General features: G+C 56.5%; 14 protein-coding genes and 1 pseudogene. 7 read left to right on the top strand and 8 right to left on the bottom strand.

Going from position 1 to position 16,097, the window contains the following annotated elements:
- Window positions 1-133 precede the first annotated feature (133 nt).
- From M0808_RS23735 to M0808_RS23710, 6 genes are all read left to right on the top strand, one after another.
- A complete protein-coding gene (locus tag M0808_RS23735; protein ID WP_096796218.1) occupies window positions 134-787 on the top strand; it encodes an ABC transporter ATP-binding protein in 654 nt (217 codons plus the stop codon).
- A complete protein-coding gene (locus M0808_RS23730; protein WP_247842618.1) occupies window positions 784-3,255 on the top strand; it encodes an ABC transporter permease in 2,472 nt (823 codons plus the stop codon). The genes M0808_RS23735 and M0808_RS23730 overlap by 4 nt, the downstream gene beginning before the upstream one ends.
- Complete coding sequence (locus M0808_RS23725) at window positions 3,245-4,315, top strand: lipocalin-like domain-containing protein (RefSeq protein ID WP_247842617.1); 1,071 nt, start codon at window positions 3,245-3,247, stop codon at window positions 4,313-4,315. Before M0808_RS23730 ends, M0808_RS23725 begins: the two co-directional genes overlap by 11 nt.
- A gap of 151 nt (window positions 4,316-4,466) precedes the next feature.
- Entirely contained in the window at window positions 4,467-4,709 is a 243-nt protein-coding gene (locus M0808_RS23720) for a hypothetical protein (protein ID WP_097088770.1), read from the top strand.
- Window positions 4,710-4,720: 11 nt separating this feature from the next.
- Window positions 4,721-4,903, top strand: coding sequence for a hypothetical protein (locus tag M0808_RS23715; protein ID WP_095136647.1), 183 nt, complete (start codon window positions 4,721-4,723; stop codon window positions 4,901-4,903).
- Window positions 4,904-4,988: 85 nt separating this feature from the next.
- A complete protein-coding gene (locus tag M0808_RS23710) occupies window positions 4,989-5,573 on the top strand; it encodes a hypothetical protein (RefSeq protein WP_247842616.1) in 585 nt (194 codons plus the stop codon).
- Window positions 5,574-5,902: 329 nt separating this feature from the next.
- Here M0808_RS23710 and M0808_RS23705 read toward each other — a convergent pair whose 3' ends face one another.
- Window positions 5,903-6,709, bottom strand: coding sequence for a glycosyltransferase (locus M0808_RS23705; RefSeq protein ID WP_247842615.1), 807 nt, complete (start codon window positions 6,707-6,709; stop codon window positions 5,903-5,905).
- 215 nt (window positions 6,710-6,924) lie between these two features.
- Here M0808_RS23705 and M0808_RS23700 point away from each other — a divergent pair, with 215 nt between their 5' ends.
- Window positions 6,925-7,737: a VanW family protein gene (locus M0808_RS23700; RefSeq protein ID WP_247842614.1), complete on the top strand. Its 813-nt coding sequence runs from the start codon at window positions 6,925-6,927 to the stop codon at window positions 7,735-7,737.
- A gap of 38 nt (window positions 7,738-7,775) precedes the next feature.
- On the opposite strand, the gene M0808_RS23695 is transcribed toward M0808_RS23700, so the two are convergent.
- The 7 genes and pseudogenes from M0808_RS23695 to M0808_RS23665 all read right to left on the bottom strand — a co-directional run.
- Window positions 7,776-8,273, bottom strand: a complete 498-nt coding sequence (locus M0808_RS23695; protein WP_247842613.1) for a hypothetical protein — start codon at window positions 8,271-8,273, stop codon at window positions 7,776-7,778.
- A 903-nt stretch (window positions 8,274-9,176) separates the two neighbouring features.
- Window positions 9,177-9,623 (bottom strand): SMI1/KNR4 family protein, encoded by a 447-nt coding sequence (locus M0808_RS23690; protein WP_247842612.1) that lies wholly within the window; start codon window positions 9,621-9,623, stop codon window positions 9,177-9,179.
- Window positions 9,624-9,685: 62 nt separating this feature from the next.
- Window positions 9,686-9,928 (bottom strand): HNH/ENDO VII family nuclease, encoded by a 243-nt coding sequence (locus tag M0808_RS23685; RefSeq protein ID WP_247842611.1) that lies wholly within the window; start codon window positions 9,926-9,928, stop codon window positions 9,686-9,688.
- Window positions 9,929-10,163: 235 nt separating this feature from the next.
- Entirely contained in the window at window positions 10,164-10,565 is a 402-nt protein-coding gene (locus M0808_RS23680) for a hypothetical protein (protein WP_247842610.1), read from the bottom strand.
- The gene (locus M0808_RS23675) at window positions 10,562-15,217 is read right to left on the bottom strand and encodes a polymorphic toxin type 47 domain-containing protein (RefSeq protein ID WP_247842609.1); all 4,656 of its coding nucleotides are present in this window, start codon (window positions 15,215-15,217) and stop codon (window positions 10,562-10,564) included. The genes M0808_RS23680 and M0808_RS23675 overlap by 4 nt, the downstream gene beginning before the upstream one ends.
- Window positions 15,217-15,954, bottom strand: a complete 738-nt coding sequence (locus M0808_RS23670) for a DUF4123 domain-containing protein (protein ID WP_247842608.1) — start codon at window positions 15,952-15,954, stop codon at window positions 15,217-15,219. Before M0808_RS23670 ends, M0808_RS23675 begins: the two co-directional genes overlap by 1 nt.
- Window positions 15,944-16,097, bottom strand: a pseudogene (locus M0808_RS23665) (Rhs element Vgr protein); the annotation flags it as partial. The gene M0808_RS23670 and the pseudogene M0808_RS23665, both read right to left, overlap by 11 nt.

Raw genomic sequence — 16,097 nt, 5'->3', positions numbered from 1 at the left:
AGTCCAGTATTTGTGAGCAACCTCAATCCCTGTGGGAGCTGGCTTGCCAGCGATGAGGCCAGTACGAACACCTCTGATCCAATCAGGTCGCTATCCGCTATCCTTGCCCCACACTGACCCAACGGATGGCGGCATGCTTCAGGTTCAAGGCGTCTTCAAAAGTTACCTCACCCCCCAAGGCCCGCTCCCGGTGCTGCAAGGCGTCGACCTGACGCTCGAAGCCGGCAGCAGTCTGGCGCTGATGGGCGAATCCGGCAGCGGCAAAAGCACCTTGCTGCACCTGATCGCCGGCCTTGACAAGGTTGATCGCGGCAGCATTCACAGCGGCGAGCATCGGCTGGAGCAGATGAACGAGGCGCAACTGGCCGACTGGCGTCGCACCGAAATCGGTCTGGTGTTCCAGCAGTTCAACCTGATCGGCAGCCTGCGGGTCGAGGACAATCTGGCGTTTCAGGCGCGCCTGGCCGGGCGCCATGAGCCGCGCTGGCAGGCGCATCTGGTGCAGCGTCTGGGGCTGGGCGATTTGCTCAAGCGTTATCCCGAACAACTTTCCGGCGGTCAGCAGCAGCGGGTGGCGCTGGCCCGGGCCTTGGCATCACGGCCAAAATTGCTGCTCGCCGACGAACCCACCGGCAGCCTCGACGAAGCCACCAGCGACGAAGTGCTGCGCCTGTTGCTCGAGTTGCTGGATGACACGCCGACCACGCTGTTGATGGTCACGCACAGCCCACGCGTGGCGGCGCGACTGGCGCAGCGGGTGGTGTTGTCCAGCGGCCGTCTGACGTGAACGTATTCTGGCAAACCCTGCGTGCGCTGCTCAGCCACTGGCGGCGGCATCCGGTGCAATTCTTCAGTGTGCTGACCGGGTTGTGGCTGGCGACCAGTCTGCTGACCGGGGTCGAGGCGCTGAACAGTCAGGCCCGCGACAGTTACGCCCGGGCCAGTCAGATGATCGGCGGCGAACCCCAGGCCAGTCTGGCCACACCGAGCGGTGCGACGTTCACCCAGCAGTGGTTCATCGATCTGCGCCGCGTAGGCTGGCCGGTGTCGCCGCTGCTGCAAGGCCGGCTGATGCTCAAGGATCACCCGGATCAGCGCCTGCAACTGATAGGCATCGAACCGGTGTCGCTGCCGACGGACGCTGCGGTGGCCGGGCAGGCGATGCCGATTGAGCGCATTGTCGAATTCTTCTCACCGCCGGGCAGCACCTGGATTTCCCCGGAAACCCTGCACGCCTTGGGCTTGACCGAAGGCGCCACGCCGCAAACCGTCAACGGCCAGACACTGCCGCCGCTGCGCGCGCAACAGGACATGGCGCCGGGCGTGTTGCTGGTGGACATCGGTGTTGCGCAAACCCTGCTCGAACAGCACGGGCAACTGTCACGCCTGTTACTGCCCAAGGATTTTCATGGCGAGCTGCCGGCCGCGTTCAACGGTCGGCTGCAGCTCAAAAGCAGCGCCGAGGAAAACAATCTTTCGCGCCTGACCGAGAGCTTTCACCTCAACCTCGATGCCTTGGGCTTTCTCTCGTTTCTGGTCGGACTGTTCATCGTGCACGCGGCGATCGGTCTGGCACTGGAACAACGTCGCGGCCTGCTGCGTACGTTGCGCGCCTGCGGGGTCAGTGCGCGGATGTTGATCGGCTGTCTGGTCGTCGAGCTCGGTGTGCTGGCGTTGGTTGGCGGGGTGTTCGGGGTCATCAGCGGTTACTGGCTGGCGAGCGTGTTGCTGCCGGATGTCGCCGCCAGCCTGCGCGGTCTGTACGGCGCGGAAGTGGCGGGGCAGTTGCGCTTGAGCCCGTGGTGGTGGTTCAGCGGTATTGGTTTGAGCCTGTTCGGCGCATTGCTGGCCGGTGCCAACAGTCTGCTGCGTGCGGCACGCTTGCCGCTGTTGGCGGTGGCGGATCCGCAGGCCTGGCATCAGCAACATGCGCGCTGGTTGCGCCGTCAGGGTTGGCTGGCGGCGGTGCTGGGACTGATTGCGCTGTTGGCATTGCTGTTCGGTGACAGCCTCGGTAGCGGGTTTGTGTTGATGGCCGGGTTGCTGCTCGGCGCTGCGCTGGCGTTGCCGGTGGTGCTCAGCGCAGTGCTTACTCCTTTGCTCGGGCGCAGTCGTTCGGTGCTCGGTCAGTGGTTTCTCGCCGATTGCCGCCAGCAACTGCCGGCACTCAGTCTGGCGCTGATGGCGTTGCTGCTGGCGCTGTCAGCCAACATCGGCGCCGGCAGCATGACCGCCGGTTTTCGTCAGACCTTCGACGACTGGCTCGAACAACGCCTCAGTGCCGAGCTGTACCTCAACCCGGTCAATCCGGCGCAATCGCGCGAGATGTACACCTGGCTCAAGCAACAGCCTAACGTCAGCGCGGTGCTGCCCAACTGGCAAGTCGCGGTCACCCTGCAAGGCTGGCCGGCGGATGTCTTCGGGGTGATCGATCATCCTTATTACCGGCAGCACTGGCCGTTGCTCGAGACGATCGCCGGTGATCCGTGGGCGCATCTGGCGAACGACGATTCAGTGATGCTCAGCGAACAACTGGCACGACGGCTGAAGGTGCGGGCGGGGAATCATTTGAACGTGCCGACACCGGGCGGGGCGTGGTCACCGCGGATCGTCGGGATCTACGCCGACTACGGCAATCCCAAGGGGCACGTGCTGGTCAACAGCAATCATCTGCTGCGGCTGTGGCCGTCACTGACGCCGAACCGTTTCAACCTGCGCATCGCGCCGCCCGATATCCCGCCGTTTTTGTCTGCGCTGCAAACGCGCTTTCAGCTCGACGACAGCCGCATCGTCGATCAGGCGCGACTCAAGGGTTGGTCGGTGCAGGTTTTCGAACGCACTTTCGCCGCCACCGCCGCGCTCAACAGCCTGACTTTGGCGGTGGCCGGTGTTGCGCTGTTCATCAGCCTGCTGACTCAGAGCCAGAGCCGCCTAGGGCAACTGGCGCCGCTGTGGGCCTTGGGCGTGACGCGCCGCCAGTTGATGCTGCTCAACCTCGGCCAGACCTGGCTGCTGGCGGTGTTGACGCTGGTGCTGGCGTTGCCGCTGGGGATCGCGCTGGCGTGGTGTCTGGACGCGGTGATCAATGTGCAGGCATTCGGCTGGCGTTTGCCGTTGCGGATCTTTCCGCTGCAACTGCTGCAGTTGCTAGGGCTGGCGTTGCTGGCGACGCTGTTGGCCTCGGCGTGGCCGCTGTATTCGTTGTACCGCACGCAACCGGCGGATCTGCTGAGGACGTTTGCTCATGAGGATTAACCGGGTTGCGCTACTGTTCGCGCTGCTGCTGTTGGGCGGCTGCGATCAGCCTGCGCCTGAGCAAAAGGGCTTCGCCGGGCTTGGCGATCAGGCTGCGCAGTTCACCGCTGTGGTGCCGGGGCGGGTGTTCAGCTTCCCGGCAGATCACGGCGCGCATGATGGTTTTCGTATCGAGTGGTGGTATGTCACCGCCAATCTCAAGGATCAGCAGGGCCACGATTTCGGCGTGCAATGGACGTTGTTTCGCAGCGCCTTAAAGCCTGCGGCAGAGCAATCGGGCTGGGCCAATCAGACGATCTGGCTCGGACATGCCGCGGTGACGTCGGCCACCGCACACCATGCTGCCGAGCGCTATGCCCGGGGCGGAGTGGGGCAAGCAGGCGTGAACGTCGCGCCGTTCGAGGCGTGGATCGATGATTGGCGCTTCGCCAGTCAGGCGCAGGATCCGCTGACCGATCTGCAACTCAGTGCCAGCGACAAAGCTTTCAGCTATCAATTGCACCTCACCTCCAGTTGTCCACTGGTGTTGCAAGGTGACAACGGTTTCAGCCGAAAATCCGAACAGGGTCAGGCTTCGTACTACTACAGTCAGCCGTTTTTTCAGGCCAGCGGCACCCTGCAAATCGACGGCCAGACTTACACCGTCAGCGGCCCGGCGTGGCTGGATCGGGAGTGGAGCAGTCAGCCGCTGGCAGCCAATCAGACCGGCTGGGACTGGTTTTCCCTGCACTTGGACAGCGGCGAATCGCTGATGCTGTTTCGCACCCGGCAAACCGACGGCGCGCCGTATCTGACCGGCACCTGGATCAACGCCGACGGCCAGACCGAAACCCTGCACGGCGCGCAGATCAAACTCACGCCTCAGGACACCGCAAAAGTTGCCGGCCGCCAGATGCCGGTGCGCTGGTCGATCAGCATTCCCGACAAACACCTCGACATCAGCCTCGACGCGCTCAATCCCGACGCCTGGATGAACCTGCGCATCCCTTACTGGGAAGGGCCGGTGCGGATCAGCGGCAGCCATGGCGGGCGCGGCTATCTGGAAATGACCGGGTACTGAGTTTCGTACACAACCCCCTGTGGGAGCGGGCTTGCCCGCGAAGGCGCCGGTACAGTCACCCACAGAGCAATTGCCCGGAACTCCGCCCCGTCTACCACCCTCTACCGATCAATCCCGGCCCATTTCCGAGACCCCGGCGAGGAGCCCGCCCATGAGCGACGACCTGCAACCCCCAGACCTCACCACCTGGCAGCGCCTGTTCGACGATCAGACCTACTGGCAGCAATCCCCCGACGCTCACTATTTCGACCTGCAACGCATTGCCGACGATCTGCTCGGCCAGGGCGCGATCGATCTGGAGCAGTGGCAGATCCTGCGCGCCAAGGCCGATGACCTGCACAAGGATTCGCCTGCCGTGAACGTTACCAATGAACTGGATGACCCTGACGCCTGAGGAGAACCACCATGAAACCCGTATCCCCCAGCGAACACCCCGACGAACCCCGGCCACCGGGAGAAACCGAGCGCGACAACGACGCCCTGCGCCCGACCGACCCCAAACAGCGCGAAGACAGCGGCAAGGGCACCGCCAGTGGCGAGTCCACCGCGCAGGAGACCGCCGCGGCAGAAACGAAAGCCAAGCCCTGAACAGCGTCTATGCTCAGTGGCACATCCGCCGCCGACCCTGCGTTGGCGCCGGTTGCTGCCATTCATTACAGGGAAAGTACCGCTTATGAAGCTTCACACTCTGGCCAAGGCCATCACCCTCGCAACCGTTCTGTCCGCCACCAGCTTCGGCGCCATGGCGGCCGATATTCCGCTGTCTGCCACCGTCGAGGCCGATCAGGTCACCACCAAAGTGCTGGCCGTCGATGCGGCCAACCATCAGGTCGTGCTCGAAGGCGCCGAAGGTCGTCAGGTTCACGTTCAGCTAAGCGACAAGGCGAAAAACCTCGCCAATCTTCAGGTCGGCGATCTGGTAAAAGTCGAAGTACAACGCTCGGTGGCGGCTTACCTCGATACCGATGTGGATAAAGGTCTGCCTGGCACCGTCGAGCGTAGCGGCGAGCTGCGCAAGGCGCCGGGCAGCGAAAACCCGGGCGGCGAGGCTTATCGCCAGATTCAGGTGCAACTGAAAATCACCAAAATTGATTTGAAGAATAATCAGGTGACCCTGGAAAACCCTCAAGGTCAGTCGAAAATCCTCGACGTCAAAAAGCCTGAAATTCAGGCCAAGCTGAAAGATCTGAAAGTCGGGCAGAGCGTAGTTGTCACTTATACCGATGTATTAAAAGTGACCAGTCAGCATGAAAGCTGAGTATTAACTCTACAAGATGATTGTTCTTGTACAAATTATTGTATGAGAACAATCATCTGAAATGAGCTGAGCCGTGCTTTGAAAGTTTCACGAAAGGATTTCGTCGATAAATATCTATTAACTTTTTCGTACATAAAATTTACCTTTGTGTATGACGACATATCTGCCAACTTCTATTAAAATCCTTCCCGTTCGCCCAGTGTCAGGGCTCTTTACCGGTGCATGGATTGCCAGGCCATTACACTGGGCGAACACCTCTTCGGAGCGGATGTATACAATTTCAGATAAAAAAAGGGCGACTTTGCAGTCGCCCTTTTTTGTGTTCGCAATTATGCCGATGCCTGCCCCGCAAAGCGTTTGAGGGTGGCTTCATACATCTTGGTGCGGCGGTGGTTTTTGCCGTACGTGCCGGCGGCGGCGACGGTTCCTGCCTGGATGTGATCCAGATAGCGGAAAATCTTGCGTGGTGACAGCAGCTTGATGCCATAGCCCAGACCGACCATTCGATCCTGCAGGGTATAACCGGGCACTCGGTCATCCATGCAAAAGTGCAGTCCATGGGACTTCATCAACTTGGCGTTCCACAAAGTGCAGAAACTCTTGAGGTGAGTTTCCCGATAAGGTTTCGGCTCTTTACTGCGCAAACCCAACGCAGTTTTCGCCCGGCGAATATAGTGTTTGCAAAACCGCGAAGTTAGTCGCCAGGTGTCTCTGACAATCCCACGATTGATTTGCTCGACACACCCGACTGCGGCGATATCCGCAGACTTTGTACACTCACGCAGCATCATCGCGAAGACTTCCTTGTCGTAGACAAAGGTGTCGGTGTGCAGCAGAAACAGATAGTCGGTTTCAACTTTTTCCAGCGCCAGATCCAGCGCCTTGCCATGCGCAATATGTCCCGCTTCTTTGCCGGGGGAGGGACGTTCGATCAGATTGATCCAGTCCAGCGAACGCAAGTAATCCAGGCTGGCATCCGCCGAATCATTGTCCACCACCCAAACCGGAACGCGCTGCGCCTGAACGTGCTGACGCAATAACTCCAGGCACATCCGGGTGATGTCCGGGGTTTTGTAATTTACCAATACAAGACTAAAATTCGGCTGCGTAACGGCTGGTAAATCAAACTGGCTCATTCGGTAAGCTCATCCGCGGTTGATCGGCGACAGGTATCTCTCTGGCCGGGATGCTAGCGACGCAAGCTTAGTTGAAGCTTAATTCGCCGTTCAGCAAGCAATTCGAAGTGTGTCGAGCCACGACATCTCGCGCACGACGCAAGCCGTCCCACAGGCTAAACTGCGCGCCCCTAACACGCTTCAAGGACAAAACGGCGCCTGCCGTTGCCTCACGGATGAAACCACTTTCCCTCTACCACCCGGCCCTGTACTGGCTGCGCGTGTGGCAAAAAAGACTGTTCCGCCAGATCGCCTGGCGTTGCTCCAGCAAACGCTACGCACGCCTGGTTGCCGGCGCTGACCGTCTGCCATTCCGCTACCTGAAACACACCTCGAAACTCATCCGCAAACTCGGCGACTCCGACCTCGCCCTGCAACACAACAAAGTCATCAACCTCAAACTCGCCGTCGCCGCCATCGACGGCCTCATCATCGCCCCCGGCGAACACTTCTCCTTCTGCCGCCTCGTCGGCCGCCCAACCCGCAAACGCGGCTACGTCGAAGGAATGGAACTGTCCTTCGGCGAAGCGCGACGCGGTATCGGCGGCGGAATCTGCCAACTGAGCAACCTGATCCACTGGATGGCGATCCACTCACCGCTGATAGTCGTTGAACGCTCCAACCACAGCTTCGACCCATTCCCGGACGAAGGCCGAGTACTGCCATTCGGTTCCGGCGCGGCGATTTTCTACAACTACGTTGACCTGGTACTGCACAACCCGACGGATCGGAGTTTTCAGTTGAATTTGAATGTGGGGGACACGCAGCTGGAGGGCGAGTTGTTGTGCGATCAGGTGCGGGAGTATCGGTATCACGTGTTTCAGGAAGGGCACCGGTTTGTACGGGAGGGAGAGCGGGTGTATCGGGAGAATGAGATTTGGCGGGAAGTGCGGGAGAAGGGGCAGGTGGGGGAGTTGGTGGAGAGGGTGAGGTTGTATCGGAATCGGGTGGTGGTTAAGTATGAGGTGATGGACGAGTTGATCGGGTAGGGCGCACAAATAGCTACGATGATATTGGCGCCCACTGATCAGTTTCTGAAATAGAGTTCATCCAGTTGGCGTTTGCGTATGGATAGATACTCTTCCCATACCTTGGGGAAGTCTTCATCTTTGGTCAGCGGGAAGGTCAGATAGATGTACCTTCCAACCACACTGATGTATTGCCTCACACGCTTGAAGGCGGGTTGTTCGTAAGCTGCCACGCTTTCGTCATAGGCGTCATGGTAGTGATGGATGCTCACTCGGTGCGGGGCGATCATGCACCGCGAGAAATCGATCACCCAGCAGCTGTCAACGGCTGTACTCAAATAACCGTAGACACCGTCGCTGGATAGACGAATGCAAGAATTAGCCTGGGTGCCGTCGTCATCGTTGACCAAAATGATCTTGTCCGCGAAATAATTGATATTTCTGCCGTCAGGTCCTTGCAGGACTAAGCTCCAGCCTTCGGCTCCCATGCGGAATTCACCGTTGTTTTCGAAGGTGGCGATCCAGTTGTTGGCGAGTGTGATTTGATGTTTATTCATGGGTGCTCATGTAAACCGAAGGGCCGCAAAGTAATGGGTATAATTTCTGCCTAAAACTAGAGAGCCCAAGAGTCATTTTTATGAAGGCGCTTAGATTGTAAGATAATCGCATCTATGTAAAAAGAAACTGTGATCTGTACCCGATATTGTCGGTAATGCCTGAATGCATTACTGTCTATAAAAGTGTCAGTGAGCGCATTGCACTATACTGCGCCGTCATTATTGTATGCCTTAATATTGGCTATGCTAATATTTTTTGCTTGGCATGTGACTACACAGCTATTTTCAAATTTAATTGTGACTTTGTAGTCTGAGGATTTTCCCTCGATTGTTAAGGTGGTGGTGCCGCTGAAGTTGAAATTCTCTACATTAAAATTTTCTATGTCTACTATGTAGAGCTGAAACTCATACTCGTTGTAATTCTTTGTCAGCCACTTTTTAGGGGCCGCTTGCTCTATTTTGCTGGATAATTTTATGCATATAGAGTTTCCGTCCAGCATTACGTATGACGTACGCATGCTTGAGGGGGAATATGTTTCTCCGAAAATAGACGTCCACTGTTTTTTGTTCGATATTGATGATGTCCACATTTTAGATTGCTCAAAATATGTAGTAGGCTTTACTAGATGCTTCGCCTGTTATAGAGTTTTCAACTGGTCGTTGATTGAAATGAAGTAAAAGGGCGACGAGTTTATTTTCAATCCCTTTTGAATCGAAAGGGGAGCCGGTCGAAAAATAAATCTGTTCATTTGCCTTTAAGTCTCTACACCTCGGCAAGGTGATTGATGTACATGCCACCTTCGGAGACCGAGATACAGATATCTGTTCGGGGCTAGACCACGTCTAGAAAATCGAATGTAGAATGCCCCTTGCCGCTTATCAGATAGTTCAGGGTTGAATAAGTCAGATTCTAAGTTCGACGTATTCTTTAAAGAATGAATAAAAGTTATCTGCTATTTTTTTTGACGGTTTTTTCTTAAACAGATCGTAGCTAATGATCTGGCCGTTTCCTGTGGGTCCACAATCTATTACCCAGCAAACTTCGTCATCCTTTAAGTAAATCACTGCGAAGTTTCTAGGTAGTTCAAATTCTGATCGACAATACACGGTGCTGTAATTTACAGTTCCGCCATTATCTAAGGTCGCATCATTGTTCTCAATTCCACATATTTCTGAGCCTGCTGCTCCACCGCCACCGCATACACTCAAGAAATCAACGAAATCTTCAGGTAGTTTTATGTCTAAAATGATTTCGAGCTTTTTAATTTGCTCAGTAGTGGCGGAGTCGAGCCAAAAAGTTTCTTCGTCGGAGTTGTCGAGCTTTGTTATCAAATCTTGATAGTTATGCATGGGTTTCCTCACCCAAAGTCTTTGGCTCGTTCTTTCCAATATGCTTTTCTAAATTTTGAATACTATAATTCTAGCTTTGGGTCATTCCTGAAGCTATCACCGTCTTCAATAGTGCCATGAAGTTCTTTATGGTATTTCTTGTGTACGGTTCCGGTTAACTCCACCATCGGCCCCGGCTCATCGCCTGTAACGTGGTGAAGGTTGATGTATTTCCCATCTGGACCAATGGGAGCGTTTCCGTTTTTCATCAGGTCCAGGTTACTCCATCCGTCTTCTTCGATTTTTTTTGCGTATTCTAGGGTCAACGTTCTTGTCGGTTGTTCCAGCCCAGTTGATGGCGGCTGCCATCGGGGGTGACGAATCTCCAGCAATCTGCCCTGACGATCATAGCTGTAGTGGGTCTAGTTGCCGTCCGGATCGGTTTGTTGGGTGATATCACCCTGACAGTTGGGCTCATATTTCCAAGACGAAAAAGGGGGGGCAAGCCGGAAAATAAATCTGTCCCCTTCCGGTTGGCCAGTAACCTGACGTTGGGTGTATTTATTGGCTGCAATCACTGGTATGAACGCAGTCATGATCATCCATATAGATTAGGACTTTGAAATTGTCGTCGGCTATCCAGAATGGAAACCCAGTCGTTTCGGAAAATAGCATTTTCAGATCTGCAGAGGTTTCTAGCTTCCAAGCATGAATCTTACTGTCTTGAACTATTAGGAACGGTTTTTCAAAATTTTGAAGCCTGTCGACTTTTCTCCAAAATTCTGGATCATGTTTTTTTTGAGTGTTCTTCAAGTGGTAAGGGTCGAGACCCTTTGTTTCAGGAAAAAAAAATAATGTTGTTAGCTTGGTGATTAATTTAGATAGTTCATCGTCGCATAGTTTCTCATGCGCTAAGGACTGCTCTGCCAATGTTGAGTCTATTTCTTTTTCTAGGTAGTTCATTGAGGGTCTCCAATTCTCGCGCGTGATACAGGCACGGATTCTAACAAAATATGTCCTCTAACAGCCCCACCTGTACCCCGTTTGCCAGGCGTTTGATACCCGACATGAGGGTCTGCAGGACCGTCGGTGGATGGAACGAGACGAGGATCATCGATGTTCACCTCTGCACCCTTATTTTTGCCCTCTAGTACACGCCATTCCGTAGGATAAGATTTTCCGTATTGGTCTTTACCCCACTTGGTAACTGTAAATTCATTTTTTGGTACGCCAGTTCGAGTAAATGCCTCGTCTAATTCTTTATGCATCTGCTGATACGACGTTCCTGGCGTATGTCTCCAGTCGAGGTCAACCTCTGAATTGAATTTCCATGTCCCACCTGGAACAGGTTGTGGGCAATTTGTTGGACCACTGGCCAAGCCTAGAGGGTCTACCCACCCAGTAGGATTAGGCACGTACTGGTAGTTGTTCAACCCACCCGCAAGCTTGATCGGATCCGGCGTCAAAAACCGTCCAGTGCCCGGATTGTAGTAGCGGTGGCGGTTGTAATGTAACCCTGTCTCGGCATCGAAATACTGACCCTGGAAGCGCAGTGGGTTATCGATTTCGCTGACGTCCAGCGTAGCGAGGTTACCGTAGGCGCGGTACTTCGCGGACCACATGATCTCGCCACTGTAGTCGGTGAGTTCCTGCGGTGTGCCGAGGTGGTCGAGTTGGTAGTAAAACGGCGTGGCTTTGCGCGGACCTTCGCCATCGAGCATCGCCAATGGACGGAAGCTGCCGGGCTCATAGATGTAGCTGCGGTAGCGGTTGTCGGCGCTTTCAGCGATCAGACGTTCGCCTTGCCACAGGAATTCCGTAGTGTGGCCGTCGACGGTTTTTTCGACACGGCGACCAAAGGCGTCGTATTTGTAGGACGCGTTGCTGCCTCCGGGCAGGCTTACGCCGATCAGGCGATGTTGGCAGTCGTAGCGGTATTCAGTGACGAGTTTCTGGCCCGTGCCGCGACGTTCGCGGATCAGGTTGCCATAGGCGTCATAGTCGTAATGACGGTCGCCCTGCATCAGCAGGCGGTTGCCTTTGACGTTGGCGAGGTTGGCTGTGCCTTCGTTGTTCTGACCCAGCAGGTTACCCGCCGGGTCGTGGGCGAAGCTCTCCGGTGTAGCGCCGCGCACGCTGATGAGTCGGTCGAGCGGGTCATAGTGATAGCTGCGATTGCCTTTGCGGCTGTCATCGATACCGGCGAGGTTGCCGTTGGCGTCGTAGTTGTAGCGACGCTGGAACAGGTTTTTATCACGCTGGCCGACGGTGTGTGCTTGCAGGCGGCCTTGTTCGTCGTATTGGTATTGGCTGAGCAGCAGGCCTTGCTGGCGCTGTTGTTCACGACCGGCGCTGAACTGATGGCTGGTCAGGCGTGAGCCGTTGAGGTCGATGCTGCTCAGGCGTCCGCCGGACAGGTGACGGTAGCCGAGTGTGCTGCCGTCAGGGAGACGGCAGTGACTCAGTTGGCCAACGCTGTCGTACTCATAGCGGAGGGTGCCCCAGCCTTGGTGTTCCTCGATGAGGCGGTCTTGCAGGTCGTACTTGTAGGCGAGCGGCCAGTGGCCGTCGTCAACGTTTACGAGGCGCCCGAGGGCGTCGTAGCTGTAGTGAATTTCTTCGCCGTCGGGCAGGGTTTTGACTAGCAAACGGCCAGCGGCATCGCGTTGATACTCGGTAACGAGTTCGCTGCCGTCATCACCGAACTCGGTTTTCTTCAGCAACTGGCCGTTGAGGTCGTATTCGTAGGCGGTACGACGACCGTCGAAGCCGGTTTCCTGCTGGATCAGGCCGTTCGAGTAGTAATCGAGTTGGTAATGTTCGCCGCGCTCGTTCTCTATTTCGGTGAGCAACAGACGCGAGTTGTCGTAGCGGTAGCGCAGCTGGCTGCCGTCCGGATTGATGCGGCGGCTGACCAGGTGCAGGTTGTCCGCATACTCATATCGCGTGACGCGACCGAGTTCGTCGCGTTCGGCGGTGACGTTGCCATAGGCGTTGTAGGTGAAGGCACGTGTTGCACCGCCCGGCAGCGTGACTTGTGCCAGGCGGTTGGCCGCATCCCATTGGTAGTGGGTGATGGCGCCGGATTCTTCCTGGCGGGTAATCTGCCGACCCAGTGCGTCGTAGCGATACTTGCGTTGACCGCCGTCCGGCAGGCGTTCTTCCAGTAACTGCCCGAGGTTGTTCCAACCGAGTTGATGGCGGCTGCCATCGGGGTGGCGGATCTCCAGCAGGCGACCCTGGGCATCGTAGCTATATAGCGTGGCATTGCCGTCCGGGTCGATTTGCTGGGTGATGTCGCCCTGACGGTTACGTTGGTACTTCCAGCTGGCTTTGCCGCGATGAACATCGCTGACGAAGCCATTGATGTATTCATACGTGGTGGCTTCGTCTTCCGGCGGGATAACGGCAGTCATCAGTCCGTTGTCGTCGTACCGGTATTCGGTGACGGCACCCAAAGGATCCTTTTCCGCAATCAACTGACCTTTGTCGTTATAGGCCTTGAGGTGTTCGGCGCCGTCCGGGTCGACCTTGCTGATCAGTCGCGCCTGGTCGTCGTGGGTGTAGACCTCTTCGCTGCCATCGGCGTTGGTTACCGTTACGCTGCCTTTATCGTCCCAGGCGTAATGCGCTTCCATCTGCGAGAAGTTGGCCCAGTGACGGATGCAGCGAGACAGTTTGCCTTCGTTCTCCCACTCCCAGTAGAAGGCCGCGCCGCCTGCCAGTTGCCGCTCCAGAATCACGTGCTGATCGTTGTAGCGATAGCGCTCGGCTTCGCCGGCCGCGTTCTTCGCTTCGATTAGACGGTGATGTGCGTCATAGCTGTACGTCACCAGCGTTTGAACGGTGTTCCAAGCATCTTCCAGGTTGTCCGCTGGCAGGAACTGTTGATAGTCCACAGCGATAATGTGTTTGCGGTCGTAACGCAGCAGCAGGGCGCGACCGGCACCGTTATCGAGACGCTTGATCCGACCGTGGATATCGCGCGTGACGTGCAGCCGATTGCCATAGCTGTCGCTGATGGCGATCAGGGTTGCGCCTTTGCTGTTGAAGCGGAAGTGGTAGAACGATGGACGTTTGCCTGCCTGTGCCAGAACCAGTTCTGACGGATCGTCTCCAAGAAATATCGCGGCCTTCGACAGGCTGTTGGTAATTGCCGGACGTTGTTCGCTTGGGAGGGGGAAGGGTGTCGAGCGGTTTTCGTGGTCGGTCCAGATGACTTCGTCGTCACTGATCTCGAGGCGATGCGCCAGCGCATGGCTCCAGCCATAACCCAGGCCACAATCGATTTCCACTGCACTGGTTCGGTAGAGACGGGTCCATTCAAACGGCAGCAGACCGTCAAGTTGGCCGTCGGTCAGCGTCAACAGTTCTTCACCGGTAACCATTGAAACCGGACATCCATTGGTGCAAGTGTCGGCTGCCGGCTCCGCGCTTTTCTCGGCAGGCGTTTTTGCCTGTTTGGAAGCATCGTCGGCTATTTTGCCATCCGCGAGTTTGGCGTTTTTCTTCCCGTCAAAACGCAACTCGGAAATACCATTCCTCACCTTGGCCGTCACACCCCGCGCCGCAACAGCTGTGTACTTCGCGACGTATTCCATAAAGCCGTTGATGATCTTGAACAACGACTTCACGAAACCGATGACGGCGTTGAGCACCAACTCACCATACTTCTTGAGTCGGGCAGCGAGATAGATGATCCCGGTGCCTTCGGCTGCGATGGTAAGTACCACACCAATCACGATGTCGATGGCGATGCCGACGACGATCGCTGTGGTCATTTTCGCCACGTCGCCTGCCATCTTCATGGGTGGCAAACCGGCCAGCCAGATCACTGCACTGCGCACCAGCAGGAACAGTGCGGCTTCGTCACTGGCCAGCAACATGGCCTTTTTCATGACATCTGGCGAGCTTTTGGCGACCTTGATCAGCTCATCAGCACCAGCCCCAAGATCCTTAGCAAATTTCTTCGGGTCTTGCAGGATATCGAGCACCAGACTGATGCCATCCCACACACCCTTGATGGCCTCCCAGCCACCTTCAAGAATGCCATTGCCGATGGCCATCGCGGTGCCCGAAGCTGACAGGTTCGACCATTGCGGCTTGAACCCTGCCCACTCTTTACGCAGGAAACCCTCCAGGTCAGCGGTCACGCCGCTGTAGGAGCTGAAGAGGGCGTCGATCTGCGCCGGTGTCACTTCGTTGTGAACGCGGATCTGATAGAACTTGCCGGGAATACCTCCGGTCCACTCAGCCTTGCCTTGAGCGTCGAGTTTGACTTTGCTGACCGCACCACCTTCCACCGCGACGATTTCGACTTCGATGTCGCCAATCGGGATGTCGTAAACAGATTCGAATTTACTTTCGATCAGCAATGGACCTTTGAGAGGACACTGAGCCACGTTCGAGGAGAAATCACCGTCGGTCATGCTCACCGATTTACTGGTGTCGCCAACCTTGATCACACGCTCCATGCCTAGCAAGGAGGGCAGGTCTGCGGCTCGACTGGCCTTGTCGGCGGCCCTTGCGTACCAGGTTTTGGTTTGTTCCTGATACAGCTTCAGACTGTCCTTGAAGGTGTTCAGTTGGTTGTCAACAAAGGCAACGCGATCCATCAGCCTTGCTCCAGAATCAGGTGGTTTAACAGTGCTTCTTTAAGGTTTTTCGGCGCGTCCGGGCGGCGCACGAAACGGCTGACTTTCAGCTTCAGGTTGTGCTCAGGCCAAGCGTTGTAAATGTCCGGGCGATCTTCTTCCAGCCACTGCATCAGGTTGCTGATCAGTGTCGTCGGGTTCTCTTTGGCTAAGCCATCCAGCAAATCCTTCGGCACCTCCCACCACGGCCAATCCTTCACCTTCGGCAACACCCGTGTCCCAACCTCCAGCGTCTGCCCATTAATCAAATACCGCTCAAACACCGGCAATACTTCCCCAGCCTTCTCCCCAAGCCCCTTTAGAATCGGGTAGATATGCCGCCCATCCCAGAAGCGGAAAAACACCTCGGTCCCGTCCGGCATCTTCACCTGTGTCAGGCTGCGCAGGTGTTCGAACACCTCGTTCGGTTCGGCGCGTGATACTGCCAGCCAGCCCCAGTCGAGGGCGTCGGTTTCGGCGATCCACGGCAGGAATGCCGAGTTCGGTTTGAGTTCGGTGACGTAGGGCATCACCGGTTGCCAGGTGGAGTAGGGCGTGCCGCCCCAGATCGGCAGGAGCTGGGCGGTGGGTTCGGTCAGGTACAGGGTTTTCAGCGCGTCGGCATCGCTTGCTGCGCTGACGATCAGGTACAAACGCTCGCCATTTTGCAGCGGCTGTTGCGCCAGCCAGTCCTTGGGTGTCAGTCGATCAGATGGCACAGGCACCTGCCTTGCATTTTTCGCATTCTTCGCAGAACGGCGCGTTGCGTTTGAGGGTGTTGATCTGGGCCGGGGTCAGGACCTGGCCGGCCTTGTCGGCGTCCGCCTGTTTCAGCACGCCGGGCATCAGCGGGGCGGCGGGA

The organism is Pseudomonas sp. MWU12-3103b (assembly GCF_023100615.1).
Lineage (GTDB): Bacteria > Pseudomonadota > Gammaproteobacteria > Pseudomonadales > Pseudomonadaceae > Aquipseudomonas > Aquipseudomonas putida_A.
The sequence above is the reverse complement of the archived record's forward strand: the minus strand, read 5'-3'. Positions and strand labels throughout refer to the sequence as shown.

Excerpts from the sequence above, each read along its gene's own strand:
- M0808_RS23735 (WP_096796218.1), top strand. The coding sequence starts at position 134 with ATGCTTCAGGTTCAAGGCGTCTTCAAAAGTTACCTCACCCCCCAAGGC.
- M0808_RS23725 (WP_247842617.1), top strand. The coding sequence starts at position 3,245 with ATGAGGATTAACCGGGTTGCGCTACTGTTCGCGCTGCTGCTGTTGGGC.
- M0808_RS23720 (WP_097088770.1), top strand. The coding sequence starts at position 4,467 with ATGAGCGACGACCTGCAACCCCCAGACCTCACCACCTGGCAGCGCCTG.
- M0808_RS23715 (WP_095136647.1), top strand. The coding sequence starts at position 4,721 with ATGAAACCCGTATCCCCCAGCGAACACCCCGACGAACCCCGGCCACCG.
- M0808_RS23710 (WP_247842616.1), top strand. The coding sequence starts at position 4,989 with ATGAAGCTTCACACTCTGGCCAAGGCCATCACCCTCGCAACCGTTCTG.
- M0808_RS23705 (WP_247842615.1), bottom strand. The coding sequence starts at position 6,709 with ATGAGCCAGTTTGATTTACCAGCCGTTACGCAGCCGAATTTTAGTCTT.
- M0808_RS23700 (WP_247842614.1), top strand. The coding sequence starts at position 6,925 with ATGAAACCACTTTCCCTCTACCACCCGGCCCTGTACTGGCTGCGCGTG.
- M0808_RS23695 (WP_247842613.1), bottom strand. The coding sequence starts at position 8,273 with ATGAATAAACATCAAATCACACTCGCCAACAACTGGATCGCCACCTTC.
- M0808_RS23690 (WP_247842612.1), bottom strand. The coding sequence starts at position 9,623 with ATGCATAACTATCAAGATTTGATAACAAAGCTCGACAACTCCGACGAA.
- M0808_RS23680 (WP_247842610.1), bottom strand. The coding sequence starts at position 10,565 with ATGAACTACCTAGAAAAAGAAATAGACTCAACATTGGCAGAGCAGTCC.
- M0808_RS23675 (WP_247842609.1), bottom strand. The coding sequence starts at position 15,217 with ATGGATCGCGTTGCCTTTGTTGACAACCAACTGAACACCTTCAAGGAC.